Source organism: Haloferula sp. (assembly GCF_049672945.1).
Classification (GTDB): Bacteria; Verrucomicrobiota; Verrucomicrobiia; order Verrucomicrobiales; family Akkermansiaceae; genus Haloferula.
On record NZ_JBATWY010000225.1, the window covers coordinates 1 to 14,080 of the forward strand.

Consider the following 14,080-nt stretch of genomic DNA (forward strand, 5'->3'; position numbering starts at 1 on the left):
GAAGACACCCGACTTTTCCGGAGGGAATCCCAGCCACAGCCGAACGATCGCACGAGCCGTCGCAAGGCCAACCCCTGCCGGAAGCCCAAGCAACCACCACCGAAGCTCGGAAGCGAACGCGCGTGTGAAGCGACTCACCTCCCCACCGGATTCGAGCAGTGCTTGAGCGAGCATGATCGTGTGCTCGGTGTCATCACTTCCCATCCCCCGACTCCCGATGAATCGATGCCGCCACTTCCCACTCCAACCAAGTCGTCGAATCACATCTGGCCGCAGACCTTCAGCGGGAAGCCCAAGCGCATCGCCGACCATCGTGCCGAGCAGGACCCCCGTCATCCGATCTGACGAAGAAACGTTCATGGCACTACTTTGGCGAGAGCATGCAACTGATCGGCGATCCTCTGAATCTGATCATGCCACGCCAGGATTCCGCGCCAGTTTTGTGGAATTCCTTCTTCACCGTAAAATGCTCCTGCAATCTGCCCGAACACCGCCCCCGTGGTATCGGCGTCCTCTCCAAGGTTCACCGCGAGGAGCGCCCCTTCTTCAAAGGACTCACTATTCCAGAAAGCCCATAAGGCGGCTTCGAGACTCTGAACCACATAACCACTCCCCCGCACTTCATCCCGACTCTTCCCCTTGAATTCCCCTGCCTCAATTCCGGCAATGGCCGGAGCAAGCGCCGATCCATCCAATCCACAGAAACTTTCACTAAACCCCGGTGCAAGCAGATCATCCTTCGAGACGCCATGAAGCGCTCCGGCAATGAGCGCCGCATAATACCGACACGCATCGACTGCCTCCTTCGCGCCATGGGTTGTTCTCGACGAAGCCGCAGCCGCATCGGAAATCTCACTCGGACGGTTGGCAAAGAACATCGCTATCGGAGCGAGCCGCATGATGCTGCCGTTCCCGGCACTTCGAGGGTGAGTCGAGCCTGACTCTGGATCGCTTGTTAGCTCAAATTGCTCCAAGGCCGCCCTCACCGTGTTCCCGATATCAAAACAGCTCCCCGTGGGACTATTCACCCCTCGAAGCCACCATGCGACGTATCGCTCACACTGATCCAACAGGTCGACTCCCTCGCAAGAGATCAGACTCTCAGCAAGGCACAGAGCCATCGAGGTGTCATCGGTCCACTGCCCGGCCTCAAGACGAAAGGGACCGCCACCGACAATGCCATTCAAGGGAGTGAACGTGCCACGCGGCTTGAACTCGACGGTCGTTCCCAGCGCATCGCCGCAGGCCAGGCCAAGCAGGGCGCCGCGAAATCTTTCTCTATTGAGCTTCATCATAACTAAACCGCCTCGTGGATATGAAAGCCTGCCCCAGTGGGCGATTGCTGCTCCAGCCGGATCAACTTGTCCGGATTGCGTTCCCGGGCGACGAGAATCGCGGTGAGGTCCGCGCCCGATTCCTGGAGGATTCGAAATTCCTCCATCCTGAGATCCAGCAACTCGCGCTGATTGGTGATCTCGCTTTCCTGCCGTCCCTTCAGGTGGGCCAGCGCCTGACTTTCCTTCTCCCTCTCGGCTGCAAGCTGCTCCCGCCTTGTCTGGCGCTGCTGTTCCAGTTGGTGATCCAAAGCACGTTGCTGCTCGTCACGATCCCGCGCTGCGCGTTCGTGATCATGCGCCTGCTGGGAATCATTGATCTCCTGCCGCCGCTCCTCGGTCTCTGCCTCAAGCACCAGCGCCGTGCGTGTCTCGATCGCATGGTCATGCATCGCCTGAAGCTTCTGAGGCGCCAGATACCCACGATAGACCACCTTGTTGATCCGATATCCGATCCGCTCGGCCCCACGGTTCAACTCTTGATAGGTCTCCCTATTGTTGAGCCTCGCAGCTTCCAACTTGAAGGCTTCGAAATCACAAGCACCTGCGAACCGGATCACGTCCGAGCTGAGGGCATTGATGAAGTCCGCGACGGGGTCGTGAGTCTGGACGAGCATCCGCTCGATATCCACAAGCTCAAAGAAGACCATCAACCTGACCGTGACCAGCGCCTCATCCGCTGTTCTAACACCTTCGACATCGAAATACATCTGATCCGGAATCACCCGCAGCTTTTCGAACTGAAGCACCCCGGGCACCTTCCGCCCGCTGCCGTCGTCGCCATGCCACTGAAAGCGGTGCAACCATTCGTTCGGCTGCGGAATATGGACCGCCGGACCCCGCAGAACCCGGTGATGAACTCCCTCCGCCGATTCGCGATAGATCACGACCGCCTGATGCCCATCCAGCTCGATCGCCGGCTTCACCTCGATTCCGGCATGCCGCAAGGGATCGAGCCACTCGCTGCAGGGACCCGCAAGATGCTCGGTCGTCCCGTCAGCAAATCGGATCACCAGATACTCGGCATCCCTCGCCACGAAGCGCTCAAGCATTTCGATTCGCTCGAAGGGAGCAAACACCACACGGGGCCCATGCACAATCCGCCGGGTCCCTTTCGGGCTCCACAGGATCGCCGCTTCTCCGTCTTTGATGGTATAGGGAAGAATCATCTCTCAATAGCTTCGAATTCCTTGATCACCTCTTTCGAGTTCACCACCTCCACCCCGGCATCCTTCATCTCAGCCACCGCCGCATCAATATCCCCCGCCTTGAGATCCACGCCACGGCAGGCATCGAGAATCAGACGGACCTTGAATCCCTCGGCAAGCGCATCGAGCGCCGTGAATTTGACGCAGTAGTCCGTCGCCAGACCGGCAATATCCACCGCGTCCACCCCTTCCCTGCGTAGATAATCTCCAAGACCGGTCGCACGCCGGTGGTCGTTGTCGAAGAATCCGCTGTAGCTGTCGACTTGCGGATCCCCCCCTTTCGGAACGATGTGGTCGAGGTGTCGGGTCAGCAGTTTTTCCGAAAAGGCCGCGCCATGACTTCCCTCGACACAATGCACCGGCCACAGCACCTGATCAAGGCCGTCGAGCTGAATCAGATCACCCGGCTGCCGTCCCTCGTGATTCGCAGCAAAGCTGCCGTGTTCAGCCGGGTGAAGATCCTGGGTCGCGACGACCAGATCATAAGCCGGCATCAGTTCGTTGATCCGCGGAACCACCTGGTCTCCTCCGGGAACCGCAAGGCTCCCACCCGGGAGAAAGTCGTTCTGAATATCGATGATGAGAAGTGCTTTCATAAGTTGGTTAGAGTTCGAAATTGAAGCCCTCCTTGAGGAGCGCCTGATACCTGTCCTTGTCGAAGCGGTAGAGTCGCGCCGCCCGATGAGCGACGTCGCTCTGGATCTCGTCGGTCTCTTCGAGAATCCCGAGCTTCAGTGCCTTCTTGCGGAAGTTCCGCTTGTCGATCGGTTCATCGAGGATGCGTTCGTAGAGCTGCTGGAGTTCCGTCAGGGTGAACTTCTCGGGTAGCAGCTCGAAGCCCACCGGTTCGTAGCGGAGCTTCCCCCTGAGTCGCTCCCTCGCGGTTTCGAGAATGCGATTGTGGTCGAAGGCGAGCTTCGGAAGGTCATCAAACGAGAACCAGGCCGCATTCCGTGCATCCGTATCCGCGTTGGGAGCATGATCGATCAAATTGACCAAGGCATAGTAGGCAACCGTCACCACATGCTCACGCGGATCCCGCTTGGGATTTCCGAAGGTGTAGAGCTGTTCGAGGAAAACCTTCTTCAAGCCGGTCTCTTCCCGGAGCTCCCGACGCGCACAGGCATCGAGATCTTCACCTACCCTCACAAATCCCCCGGGCAGCGCCCAGCGCCCCTCGAAAGGCGGAATGTCACGCTGAATGAGCAGGACTTTCAGATCCTCCTCATCGAGCCCGAATACCACACAATCCGTGGTCAGGGCAGCTCGGGCGTAGTCGTAGGTGTGGCTCATGCAAGAACTTATAGTGTGATTTTTACACCAAGTCAATCTAAAAGTGTTGTTTTTACACTTAGTCGCGCGCAGCGCAATCAATGCGGGAGATTTGAGTAGCCTATCCAAGCTTCTCGATCCCAACCGAAATGATTTCGGCATGATCAAATGCCAGTTCGGGCAGATCACCGATGGGATGCCACTCAAGCGCCTGGGCATCATCTGCCGCAACAGGATTGAGAACGCCACCATCAGCAACTCCCCAAAAGACCAGCGAAACGGTATGCCCGCGCGGATCGCGGCCCGGCCTTCCCCAAAATCCGAGCGGCTCGAGCGGAATGCCATCGAGCGAGGTCTCTTCCTTCAGCTCCCGGGCTACTCCAAGATCGGGATCCTCGTTCTCGTCGAGGAAGCCGCCGGGAAGGGCCCAGTGATGCTGGAAGGGCGGATTCTTCCTTTGGATAAGAAGCACATGCCACTCACCAAGATGCCGGGAAAAGACAAGTGCATCTGTCGTCACGGCAGGACGTGGATACTGGTAGCGGTAACTCATGAGCTTTAAAGTTTCTCCAACTCCTCCTCGAAGCCACTGCTCAGGATCGGAAAACGACACCAGGTCTTGGGATCGAGATTCTCATCATCGAGATGGAAACTCGGCGCATAGCGTTCGCGTTTCCATTGGTTCCGCGACCAGAGACGGAAAAAGCGCACGACCCAGGCCTTGACGGTCTCCACGGGATACTCGGGGAAACGGTGGCGAATCAATTGCATCACCTCAGCCGGCGACTTCTTATCGCGAATGGCAATGCGCTCGATCGCGTCGAGAATCGGATAGGGCATCAGATCGCCTTCGTCGGTCTGCTCTTCTTCCGCCGGCCTCAACTCGGCCGTTGGTTGCTGGACATTGACGACCGCCAGCGCTGGAATCTTCGGAACCATCTCCGACCCCTCGGTTTCGAGCCACCGCAACCAGCGTCTCAGGAAATCCTTGTCGATCCCTGCGATCGGGCTGAGGCCACCGCAGGTATCGCCATCCATCGTGGCATAACCGACCGCCGCCTCCGAGCGGTTGCTGGTGGCAAGCAGCAGGCCATTCCGAATGTTTGCCTGCATCCAGATCCCCGGCGCGCGAACACGGGCCTGAATGTTCTGCAGTGTAATGTCATCGGTCTCCCAATCGAGCTTCCGACCAATCGTCCCTTCAGCCAAGGCGATGTAGTGATCCACCGCCGGCTGCACATCCCACGAGGCGAACTCCGCCCCGAGCGCAGCCGCCAATTCTGCCGCAGCATTCTCAGTCACATCGCCACTATTCGCCGTTGCCTGGTAAACGCAAAGCAGGAGCTTTTTCATGTCCAGAGCCTCAGGAAAGTAATCCAAATCTCCGGCAAATCGCTCCTCACCGAGTTCCCGCACGGCGAGAACACGCATTAAATAGACGAGGCAAGCGACCGCCGCCGAGTCGGCCCCGCCACTCAGCGAAACCACGAACCCGTTCGACCGGCTCTTCCGCATGTAATCGAACAGCCCCAGCGCCAGGGCATGGGTGAATTCGTCCTCCTTGGTCCACTTCAACGGTGGATCCGCCAGTGTAGGACCCATTTCATCCGGCCATTCGAATGGCACCTGCACCACCCCATGATGTCCTGGATCCAAGTCCCGACCAGCAGTGCGAGCCTGACTCAAGCGATTGATATCGAGGTCAACCACGGCGCAGGTCACCGTGCTTTCCCGAAAACTGAATCTCGGACCCGAGGCCACCAGCCTGCCCCCGGTCGCAATCATACTACCTCCGTCGTAGATGATTCGGCCTGCCTCGTTCCCAAGGAGGTTCGCATAAACGTAGGCGACCCCGAACGCACGCGAGCCTTCCTGCACGAACTGCTCGCGGATCTCCTGTTTGCCGAAAGCAAAATGACTCGCACTCGGATTCAGGATCACATCGACCCCGATCTTCGTATGCTCGCGCCCTGGTCGGTCCGCCACCCAGGCGTCCTCGCAGACTTCAAAGCCGATCCGCACGCCTCCCACGTCGAAACAAATATCGCCTAACGGAACCGAAATACCGCCAACTTCGGTGACCGTTGCCAAACCCGGCGGCCATGGCCGGAACCAGCGCGGCTCGTAGTGCAGTCCATCACCCGCAAGGTTCTGCTTGGCATAAAATCCGACCAGCGCCCGATCAATCACCAGCGCCACCACGTTATAGACCGCATTGTGATGCCAAAGCGGAAGACCGACAGCAACCGCCATCCCTTCCGTCTCCGCCATCAACTTCTGCAGCTGATCGAGGGCTATGTCAGCCGTCGCCCGCGCCAAAAAGAGATCCTCACAGCCGTAGCCAGTGATCGCGAGTTCAGGCAAACATAGCATCGCCGCGCCTTCGCCTCGCGCCGCCTTGATGCAATCGCCCAGGCGCTCCAAATTCCCCTTCCAATCGAGAGGGACCTGATTAACCGACGAAGTAGCGAGTCGAATGATGTTCATGCTTTGAATCCGTTGGCGACGAGAAGCTCGCGCTTGGTTTGCTCGAGTGCCGGATCAATTTCCAATACGGGAATCCGTTTGGCGAGCCCGCGCCAGCCGGCAATCGCCCGGTCACGAATCACAGCGACGGGTTCATCCGCCAGCACCCGCCGCCCCTTCCGCACCGCCGGCACGAGAAGCCGCTCACCTTCCGCGATACCATCGGCTTCGTTGCAAAGCCGATCACCGACCACATGGCCATCGGCATCACGAGTCCTCTCGATCTGAAGAATACCCGGATTCGAAACCTTGATCAGATCGTTCGAAAGCTTGATCCGGTACTTCCATGCACCCCCGGCATCGCGAATGGCCCCGAGCTTGTAAACACCGCCGAGCGCAGGCTGGACGCTTGCCGTCACCAAGCGTGTGCCAATGCCCCAGACATCGATTCTGGCGCCCTTTTTCTTGAGTTCCACAATCGACTCCTCGTCCAGATCATTGCTCGCGACGATCTTCGTCTCCTCGAAACCCGCCTCATCCAACAGCTCACGCGCCGCAATGCTGAGGCCCGCGAGGTCACCCGAATCCAATCGGATCGCCAGCAGATCGTGACCCTTCTCGCGAAGTCTCCGACCGCTCTCGATCGCATTCTGAACACCCTTGAGGGTGTCGTAGGTATCGACGAGAAACACCGCATTGTTAGGCATCGCCTCGGCATAGCGATCAAAGGCCTCGCGCTCACTGTCAAAACTCATCACCCAGCTATGAGCGTGCGTCCCCTTCACCGGAATCCCGAACTTCATCCCCGCGAGGACATTCGAACTCGCCGCACAGCCGCCGATATAGGCCGCACGGCTCGCCGACAAACCACCGTCGGGTCCCTGAGCCCGCCGCAAACCAAACTCGAACACATCGTCGCCTCCAGCCGCCGCACAGATCCTCGCCGCCTGGGTCGCAATCAGCGTCTGAAAGTTCACGATATTGAGCAGAGCCGTCTCCACCAACTGGCATTGAATCAGCGGCCCCTTGATTCTCATCAATGGCTCATGCGGCAGCGAAATCTCACCTTCAGGAATGACGTCAACCTCAAGGTCCCACTCAAGATCCCGGAGATAGTCCAGGTAGCCGGCATCAAACAAGGGAGCTCCATCCGCACCCGTCAACCCGGCAAGGAACTGCAGTTCGTCACGATCAAACTTCAGCTCGTTCAAAAAGTCCGCCGCCGGTCCGGTTCCTGCCACAATCGCCGCATCTCCCCCGAAAGGAGCCCGCCGGTAGAACAGGTGAAAGACCGCCTCCCGTTCGGCCAATCCACACTTCCAGTATCCATAACCCATGGTCAGCTGATAGAGATCCGTCAAAAGGGGCGAGTGCATGCCCAAGTCCTTATAGTGTATTTTTTACACTAACAAGCAGAAATTCAGAAAATCGATTGCTCCACAAGGGTTCGGGGAAAAGCCATCACCTGCTTCCTACGAGATCAGCTACCGAAGAATCGCGATACCGAAACACTTTTATAAGCCCGCTATTGCATTAAATTGCAGAATCGTGATCAATTCTCAATCGAGCTTGCGTAAGGGACTCCTGACCCTTCCAGGCTCCAAAGAACCAACTCATGAGACCCATCCAACCCATCATCCGCACCTCCATTGGAATCACCTTTCTCCTGACCGGCATCCTCCATGCCCAGGAGTCTTCAGAGGTCACGGTGGAAGTCGATTGGTTTGCCGAGATTCTCAAAGGCGGCCTGACTTCCGTCGCTCTCATCGCGCTGCTGATGGCGGGAATCACTTTCGCGGTCGAGCGGACGCTTGCCTCCCGCAGTCGCTTCATTTCACCCGATGGCCTCGCCACCAAGGTTGCCCCGCTCTGGTCCAAGCAGGACTACGACGGCATTCTTTCCACATGTCGCAGCCAGCCCAGCACCCTGAGCCGTATGATCGAGTTTCTCGTGGGGCATCGCGACACCTCACCGGACCTGCTCATCCCCGGAGCTCAGGACATCGCCACCCGCGAGTTGAAACGTCAGGCACAGAAAAACTACTCGCTCGCGGTCGTCGCTGCTCTCGCCCCCCTCCTCGGATTGCTCGGCACGATGATCGGCATGATCGAGTCGTTCAAACTGGTCGAAGTCTACGGCGACGATGGCGGTGCCTCGATGCTCGCCGGCAGCATCTCGAAAGCCCTGATCACCACCGCCGTCGGTCTGATCATCGCCATTGGAAACCTCGTCATCTACCATTGGATCAAGTCGAGGACCAACGCCAGTGCGATCCAGCTCGACGAAGACTTCGAACGCCTGGTCAACGCCTGGCTTCTCACACCCGTCGAAAAAACCAACGAGCCATCCCATGAGTAGGCGACGACGTAAAACCAACGCTGCGGATGAACTGGCGGATGTCCCGATGTCCCCTCTCATCGACTGCGTCTTCCTGCTCCTGATCTTCTTCCTCGCCACATCCATTCTCAAGCGAAAGGAAAAGCAGATCCAGGTCGACCTGCCCGACGGCACCGCATCGGTCGCCGCGCTTGTTGCCGAAGATACGATCGTCATCGGGCTCGATTCGAAGGGAGAACCAACCTTACCCGCAGAAGCCCGCGACAAGGATGGCTCCTACGTCTGGCTTCCCCTTGCCGACCTGGCCAGCCACCTCAAGTCATTGGTCGACACTCGTGGGCCATCCGTTCTCGAACAACCGCTCCTGATCAATGCCCATCGCGACGCCCCCTTTCAGAAAGCCATCGATGCCCTCGACCTTTGCACGCTTCAGGGATTCAGCCGGGTTTCGGTGAAGACGCGCCAGCACCTTGGCACCGAAGACGAACGGCTCGGAAACCAGTAACTCCAACATCCCATGTCACTCCTCGACGAAGAAGAAGCCGAAATCTCGATGTCCCCGCTCATCGACTGCGTCTTCCTGCTCCTCATTTTCTTCCTGGTTTCCACCATGACGCGGAAGGAGAACCGGGACATCGAAATCCTTCTCCCTCAGTCCACTTCCGCGGCGAAGGTCGTGCCGAGCGATGACTTCCTCGTCATCGGTGTCGATACGGCTGGCTCGATTTTCGTCGATGGCGAGGAAACCACCCTCAACCAGCTTCATCTGCTACTCCGCGAGGTGGGAATCGACAACACCGACCAGTACATCCGGCTCGACGCGGACGAAGCCACCCCGCTTCACCGCGTCGTCGAAGTCCTCGACCTTTGCGAATTCAACAACCTCGCCAATGTCGGCATCCGAACCTACGATGAGCACTACAACCGACGTTAGGAACGGCTCGCCGCGCCGTCGCACCGTGCTGTGGATTTCGCTCGCCGTACAGGTGGGCCTGTTCGCGCTGTTGTGGTTCGCCGCCCCGCTGCGCACCAGCTCGATGAGCGTGAACCCGGAAGAGGTCAAACTCCGTGCGGCCGAGGTTGAAAAACGCGAAAAGCAGCGCCTCGAAGAGGAGCGCAAGCGTCGGGAGAAAGTCGCTCTCAAGGAAGAGGACGCCGAAACATTGCGCAAGAAAGCCGAGGCCAAGGAAGTGCGCAGAGTAGCCAAGAAGGTCCGTGAGATGCGCGAGATCAAGGAGCGAATCAACACCGAGCGCGACCTGAGCTTGACCCGCCTCGCGGAGCGCAGCCTCGATGACATCAACAGCGCAAGAATCACCGACCTCCTGTCCCTCGCCGAGGCAGTGGTCGAGGCATCCGGCCACCTGCAGGTGCGCAGCCAGCTTCCCCTCGCGCAGTCCACCCGTCCTGCCTGCGTCGCATTGCGAGATGCCACGGCCGCCTACCTCGAGGGCAACGAATGGAAGGACACCCGCACGCTCTCCTCACTCGCCCTGGACATCCGTGATTCGCTTCAGCAAAAGATCACCTTGATCAAGGACGAGGCCATCACCGACGAACAGGAACGCGAGAAATACGGCCTCTTTGTCCATGACTCGAACGGCGTCGTGACACGGGTCGATGAGTATCTTGCCCAGCTTGAGCAGATCCTCACCACCGAAGCCGAGCTCGCCGCCGTCAACGATCTCAGTGGTGTCCCTTCCGAGACCCCGTCCGACGGGCAGGCCGATCCCGAAAGCATGAGTCTCGACGAACTCGTCGCGGAAGCCGCCGCGCTCGAACAGACGACCGCCCAGAGCTTCGCAGAAATGCGCGCTTCCGAAATGGCCCAGATCGAAGGCAGCTCGTTCGACTCAGCCATGGCGAAGATCACCCAGGCCATGGCCGGCGCAGCTTCGTCGAAATCGGGACAGGCAAACGAAACCGCATCCGTTCAGGCAGACTCTGCCCCTGTTGGAGAGTCATCCTCGGGACCATCGACCATCAAGGACCTCCAGAACTTCCGCGATGCTCAAGCGGCCAAGACTCAGCAGGTGACCGGCAACTGGGTCAAGGCGATGAACATGGGCCAGCAAGCAGCCGCAGCGGGCAGCCAGAACCAGGTCGGCCGCAGCGCCACAGCCTTCCAGGCCTCAAAGGCCGGATCGCCTCAGGGACAGGGTAGCGGAAACAGCCAGGGCGCCGCCGGCAAACGGGGCGGCGATAGCAGCAAGACCAGTCGCAACCGCAGCGGCGGGGGCGGAACTGCCTTTCGCTCCCAGTCACGCACCGATCTCGATGCGACTGCAGGACTTCGATCCAAAGTCCCGGTCTCGACGATCAAGGCCAAGGCGCTTCCCGGCCGCCGCTTCCGCAACGACAGCACCCGCCAGGGATGGCTCTTCATCGATACGTGGTATGTCATCGGACCGTGGGAAAATCATGGCCAGCTCAACTACGAGATTGCCCATCCTCCTGAAGTCACCATCGACCTCGACGCCGAGTATTCCGACGGCAAACCCATCGCTCCTAACAGCGACAAGCGCCACCCGCTCAAATGGCAATTCGTCCAAAGCGACATCATGCGGATCACACCGCCCAACGAACAGGCGCGCTCGACCTACTACGCCTACACCGAAGTCTACTTTGAGGAAGCCGCGGAGATGCTTGTCGCCATCGCCACCGATGACGCCGCCCGCATGTGGGTCAACGACAAGCTCGTCTGGGAGGATCAGGGCCAGAGCGCGTGGAACCTCGACGAAGGCTTCCGCGTCATCCGCTTCAAAAAGGGATTCAACAAGTTCCTCGCCCGGATCGAGAACAGTCCGACGCTCTGCGAGTTTTCCGTCCTCCTCTGCCCCCCCGACCAGATCTCGAAGTAGCCTTCGAACCGCCGGCACCAACGTCCAGTCCTAGATACTGAAATCGACTTCTCCCCGGCCCTTCTGATCCCCGTCGAGCTTGCCACAGACAAGTCGGCAAAGCGCAAAAACCAGCTCATCCTTTACGCCATAAAAAACCTTCACCCCCTCTTTGCGCCGGGAAAGCAGCCCCGCATCGAACATTGTCTTCAAATGCTTGGAAACACTGGCCTGACCCATCCCGGTCGCTTCCACCAGCTCCCCGACCATTCGCTCCCCCTCTTTCAATTCCTGAAGCAGCGCCAGCCGTCCCGCATCACTCAGGGCGCGGAAAGTCTCAGCGACGAGCGCCAGGGCTTCTGCTGAGAGCTTTGTCTTCTTCGAGCGGGACTTCACTTTCGGACTCATATATTCTTAGCTTGGAATATATGAAACCATGGGATTTACCCGGGGTCAACCGCTTCCCTCCGCCGAGTGACTCCGGCTTGCGCCCGGACGGATCCCGACCAATTTGGATCATGACGGATTCTCCCTGGCAAAACGCCTACCTCGGCTCGCTCGCCGCCGATGCCCTTTCCATGCCCGTGCATTGGTATTACGACCGCAGCGCCCTGATCGATGAATACGGCCAAGTCAGCCACTACCTCGCCCCCCGGAATCCGCACTCGGGCTCCATCCTCTGGCGCTCCCACTATGAAGCGCTGAATGAGAAAGGCGAAATCCTTCACGATCAGGCGCGCTACTGGGGGGTAAGGGGCATCCACTACCACCAGTTCCTCAAAGCCGGTGAGAACACCCTCAACTACCAACTCGCCACCGAGCTTGTCCGCTTCTCCATCGCAAATGGCGGCTACGATGCCGACCAGTGGCTCGATCGCTATGCCGAGGTCATGCTCACGCCGGGCTGGCATCGCGACACCTACCTCGAAGAGTATCATCGCGGATTCTTCACCAACTACGCCAAGGGCAAGCCACTCCGGAAATGTTCGATCCGCGACGAACACATCGGCGGTCTCGCCCAGGTACCTGCACTGTGCTTCGTTCTCCGGGATCTCGATCTGCCAGAGCTCCGCAAGCAGGTGAAGGAACACGTCGGCCTCACCCACTCCCACGCCAACGTGCTCCGGGCGGCCGACACCCTCAGCCGGCTGCTTTTCCGGATCGCCGAAGGCATCCCGCTACGTGAAGCCATCCAGCGTGAAGCCGGTGACTGGATCTCCGGAACCAAAGCCGAGAAATGGAGCAGCCAGCCGGACACGACCATCATCGGCCAGCGCTACAGTCCCGCTTGTTACATCGCCGAATCGATGCCCGCCTCCCTCTATCTTGCGTGGAAATACCATGACAACTTCGATGCTGGAATCACCGCCAATGCGATGGTTGGCGGCGACAATTGCCATCGCGGCGCCGTGGTCGGATCCCTACTCGGCGCGGCAAATGGCATCGCCCCGGAATGGATCGACGGCCTCGTATCCCAAGCAGTCCCAGCCGCATGACCCCGACACGCGCTGCCGCTATCGAACGGCTTGAGGCATTCCTTCCCCGGGCGGGATCCAAGTACGCCAGTCATCGTAATTTTGACCACGGCCCCGGAGACCGGTCGAACATCTCGATGCTTTCCCCCTACATCCGCCACCGCCTGATCACGGAAGAGGAGGTGAGTAAACGGGTTCTCGATTACCACAGCCCTCGTTCCGCGGAAAAGTTTCTCCAGGAGATCGCCTGGCGCACCTACTGGAAAGGCTGGTTGGAAATGCGCCCTGCCGTTTGGTCCGACTATCTCCACGATCTTTCGATTCTGCCGAAGGCCGGGGCCTACCAGCAGGCCATCGAAGGACGCACCGGACTCGAGTGTTTCGACGCCTGGGCCAAGGAACTCATCGAATACGGCTACCTCCACAACCACACCCGCATGTGGTTTGCCTCGATCTGGATCTTCACCTTACAGCTTCCCTGGCAACTTGGCACCGACTTCTTCATGCGTCATCTCATGGATGCGGATCCCGCCTCGAACACCCTGTCATGGCGCTGGGTGGCCGGTCTCCACACCCCGGGGAAGCACTATCTGGCCCGGGCATGGAACATCGAGAAATACACTTCGGGACGATTCAATCCTCACGGTCAGCTCAACGAATCGGCCAAGCCACTTCCGCTTGATCGAAGCTACCAACGTGAACCGCTGAGCATCGCCGAAAATCCAACACCATCCGGGCGAGTCGGACTCCTGATCTCACCGGACGATCTTTCACCCGAGCCTTCCAAGCTCGGCCCGATCGCCTCCACCGCGATCCTGATGCCTGCCGTTCATACTCCCTTTCTCGAAGGCGCGATCCATGATACCCGGCTCCGCCTCGAAGCATGCCTTCTCGAAGGTGATTCCGGCTCCGCCATTTCCGACTGGATCACCCGCGAAAACCTTGAGCACATCACCTGCATCAAACCAACGACAGGCCCCTGGAGCGGTGTCCTGAACGGCATCGACGCTCCCATTCATTTCTTCGTCAATAACTGGGACCGCCGCCTCTGGCCAATGGCCACTGCGGGTTTTTTCAAGCTGAAGAAGTCTCTTCCCGAGCTCCATCGATCTCTTGCAGGCGAAGCCCAACCGGAGCTCTTTTAAAA

At 58.9% G+C, this 14,080-nt stretch carries 15 protein-coding genes; 6 read left to right on the forward strand and 9 right to left on the reverse strand.

The annotated features are described in order from the left end of the window. The 8 genes from WBG04_RS19480 to WBG04_RS19515 all read right to left on the reverse strand — a co-directional run. Nucleotides 1–360 (reverse strand): ADP-ribosylglycohydrolase family protein (locus tag WBG04_RS19480; protein ID WP_424316387.1); only part of this gene is annotated, 360 nt, incomplete at its 3' end. Beyond that, the gene (locus tag WBG04_RS19485) at nt 357–1,292 is read right to left on the reverse strand and encodes an ADP-ribosylglycohydrolase family protein (RefSeq protein WP_424316469.1); all 936 of its coding nucleotides are present in this window, start codon (nt 1,290–1,292) and stop codon (nt 357–359) included. The genes WBG04_RS19485 and WBG04_RS19480, both read right to left, overlap by 4 nt. A gap of 5 nt (nt 1,293–1,297) precedes the next feature. Next, complete coding sequence (locus WBG04_RS19490; RefSeq protein ID WP_424316388.1) at nt 1,298–2,503, reverse strand: hypothetical protein; 1,206 nt, start codon at nt 2,501–2,503, stop codon at nt 1,298–1,300. Continuing rightward, entirely contained in the window at nt 2,500–3,138 is a 639-nt protein-coding gene (pncA, locus tag WBG04_RS19495; RefSeq protein ID WP_424316389.1) for a bifunctional nicotinamidase/pyrazinamidase, read from the reverse strand. The genes WBG04_RS19490 and pncA overlap by 4 nt, the downstream gene beginning before the upstream one ends. 7 nt (nt 3,139–3,145) lie before the next feature. Beyond that, entirely contained in the window at nt 3,146–3,835 is a 690-nt protein-coding gene (locus WBG04_RS19500) for an NUDIX hydrolase (protein WP_424316390.1), read from the reverse strand. Between the two features lie 100 nt (nt 3,836–3,935). After that, a complete protein-coding gene (locus WBG04_RS19505) occupies nt 3,936–4,367 on the reverse strand; it encodes an NUDIX domain-containing protein (protein ID WP_424316391.1) in 432 nt (143 codons plus the stop codon). A gap of 5 nt (nt 4,368–4,372) precedes the next feature. Further along, nucleotides 4,373–6,301, reverse strand: coding sequence for an NAD(+) synthase (gene nadE / locus WBG04_RS19510; RefSeq protein WP_424316392.1), 1,929 nt, complete (start codon nt 6,299–6,301; stop codon nt 4,373–4,375). Then, on the reverse strand, nt 6,298–7,656 hold the full coding sequence (locus WBG04_RS19515; protein ID WP_424316393.1) for a nicotinate phosphoribosyltransferase: 1,359 nt from the start codon (nt 7,654–7,656) through the stop codon (nt 6,298–6,300). Before WBG04_RS19515 ends, nadE begins: the two co-directional genes overlap by 4 nt. Nucleotides 7,657–7,895: 239 nt before the next feature. Here WBG04_RS19515 and WBG04_RS19520 point away from each other — a divergent pair, with 239 nt between their 5' ends. Genes WBG04_RS19520 through WBG04_RS19535 form a run of 4 tightly spaced genes read left to right on the forward strand, consistent with a single transcriptional unit; the run spans nt 7,896 to nt 11,479 of the window. After that, nucleotides 7,896–8,639: a MotA/TolQ/ExbB proton channel family protein gene (locus WBG04_RS19520; protein WP_424316394.1), complete on the forward strand. Its 744-nt coding sequence runs from the start codon at nt 7,896–7,898 to the stop codon at nt 8,637–8,639. Then, complete coding sequence (locus WBG04_RS19525; RefSeq protein WP_424316395.1) at nt 8,632–9,123, forward strand: ExbD/TolR family protein; 492 nt, start codon at nt 8,632–8,634, stop codon at nt 9,121–9,123. The genes WBG04_RS19520 and WBG04_RS19525 overlap by 8 nt, the downstream gene beginning before the upstream one ends. Nucleotides 9,124–9,135: 12 nt before the next feature. Further along, nucleotides 9,136–9,552, forward strand: a complete 417-nt coding sequence (locus WBG04_RS19530) for an ExbD/TolR family protein (protein ID WP_424316396.1) — start codon at nt 9,136–9,138, stop codon at nt 9,550–9,552. Further along, entirely contained in the window at nt 9,530–11,479 is a 1,950-nt protein-coding gene (locus WBG04_RS19535) for a hypothetical protein (RefSeq protein WP_424316397.1), read from the forward strand. Before WBG04_RS19530 ends, WBG04_RS19535 begins: the two co-directional genes overlap by 23 nt. 30 nt (nt 11,480–11,509) lie before the next feature. Here WBG04_RS19535 and WBG04_RS19540 read toward each other — a convergent pair whose 3' ends face one another. After that, nucleotides 11,510–11,866, reverse strand: coding sequence for an ArsR/SmtB family transcription factor (locus tag WBG04_RS19540; protein ID WP_424316398.1), 357 nt, complete (start codon nt 11,864–11,866; stop codon nt 11,510–11,512). 110 nt (nt 11,867–11,976) lie between these two features. Here WBG04_RS19540 and WBG04_RS19545 point away from each other — a divergent pair, with 110 nt between their 5' ends. After that, on the forward strand, nt 11,977–12,954 hold the full coding sequence (locus WBG04_RS19545; RefSeq protein ID WP_424316399.1) for an ADP-ribosylglycohydrolase family protein: 978 nt from the start codon (nt 11,977–11,979) through the stop codon (nt 12,952–12,954). Then, nucleotides 12,951–14,078 (forward strand): FAD-binding domain-containing protein, encoded by a 1,128-nt coding sequence (locus WBG04_RS19550; protein ID WP_424316400.1) that lies wholly within the window; start codon nt 12,951–12,953, stop codon nt 14,076–14,078. The genes WBG04_RS19545 and WBG04_RS19550 overlap by 4 nt, the downstream gene beginning before the upstream one ends. The last annotated feature ends 2 nt before the right edge of the window (nt 14,079–14,080 follow it).

Coding starts and splice junctions, on each gene's coding strand:
- WBG04_RS19485 (WP_424316469.1), bottom strand. CDS start 1,292: ATGAAGCTCAATAGAGAAAGATTTCGCGGCGCCCTGCTTGGCCTGGCC.
- WBG04_RS19490 (WP_424316388.1), bottom strand. CDS start 2,503: ATGATTCTTCCCTATACCATCAAAGACGGAGAAGCGGCGATCCTGTGG.
- pncA (WP_424316389.1), bottom strand. CDS start 3,138: ATGAAAGCACTTCTCATCATCGATATTCAGAACGACTTTCTCCCGGGT.
- WBG04_RS19500 (WP_424316390.1), bottom strand. CDS start 3,835: ATGAGCCACACCTACGACTACGCCCGAGCTGCCCTGACCACGGATTGT.
- WBG04_RS19505 (WP_424316391.1), bottom strand. CDS start 4,367: ATGAGTTACCGCTACCAGTATCCACGTCCTGCCGTGACGACAGATGCA.
- nadE (WP_424316392.1), bottom strand. CDS start 6,301: ATGAACATCATTCGACTCGCTACTTCGTCGGTTAATCAGGTCCCTCTC.
- WBG04_RS19515 (WP_424316393.1), bottom strand. CDS start 7,656: ATGCACTCGCCCCTTTTGACGGATCTCTATCAGCTGACCATGGGTTAT.
- WBG04_RS19520 (WP_424316394.1), top strand. CDS start 7,896: ATGAGACCCATCCAACCCATCATCCGCACCTCCATTGGAATCACCTTT.
- WBG04_RS19525 (WP_424316395.1), top strand. CDS start 8,632: ATGAGTAGGCGACGACGTAAAACCAACGCTGCGGATGAACTGGCGGAT.
- WBG04_RS19530 (WP_424316396.1), top strand. CDS start 9,136: ATGTCACTCCTCGACGAAGAAGAAGCCGAAATCTCGATGTCCCCGCTC.
- WBG04_RS19535 (WP_424316397.1), top strand. CDS start 9,530: ATGAGCACTACAACCGACGTTAGGAACGGCTCGCCGCGCCGTCGCACC.
- WBG04_RS19540 (WP_424316398.1), bottom strand. CDS start 11,866: ATGAGTCCGAAAGTGAAGTCCCGCTCGAAGAAGACAAAGCTCTCAGCA.
- WBG04_RS19545 (WP_424316399.1), top strand. CDS start 11,977: ATGACGGATTCTCCCTGGCAAAACGCCTACCTCGGCTCGCTCGCCGCC.
- WBG04_RS19550 (WP_424316400.1), top strand. CDS start 12,951: ATGACCCCGACACGCGCTGCCGCTATCGAACGGCTTGAGGCATTCCTT.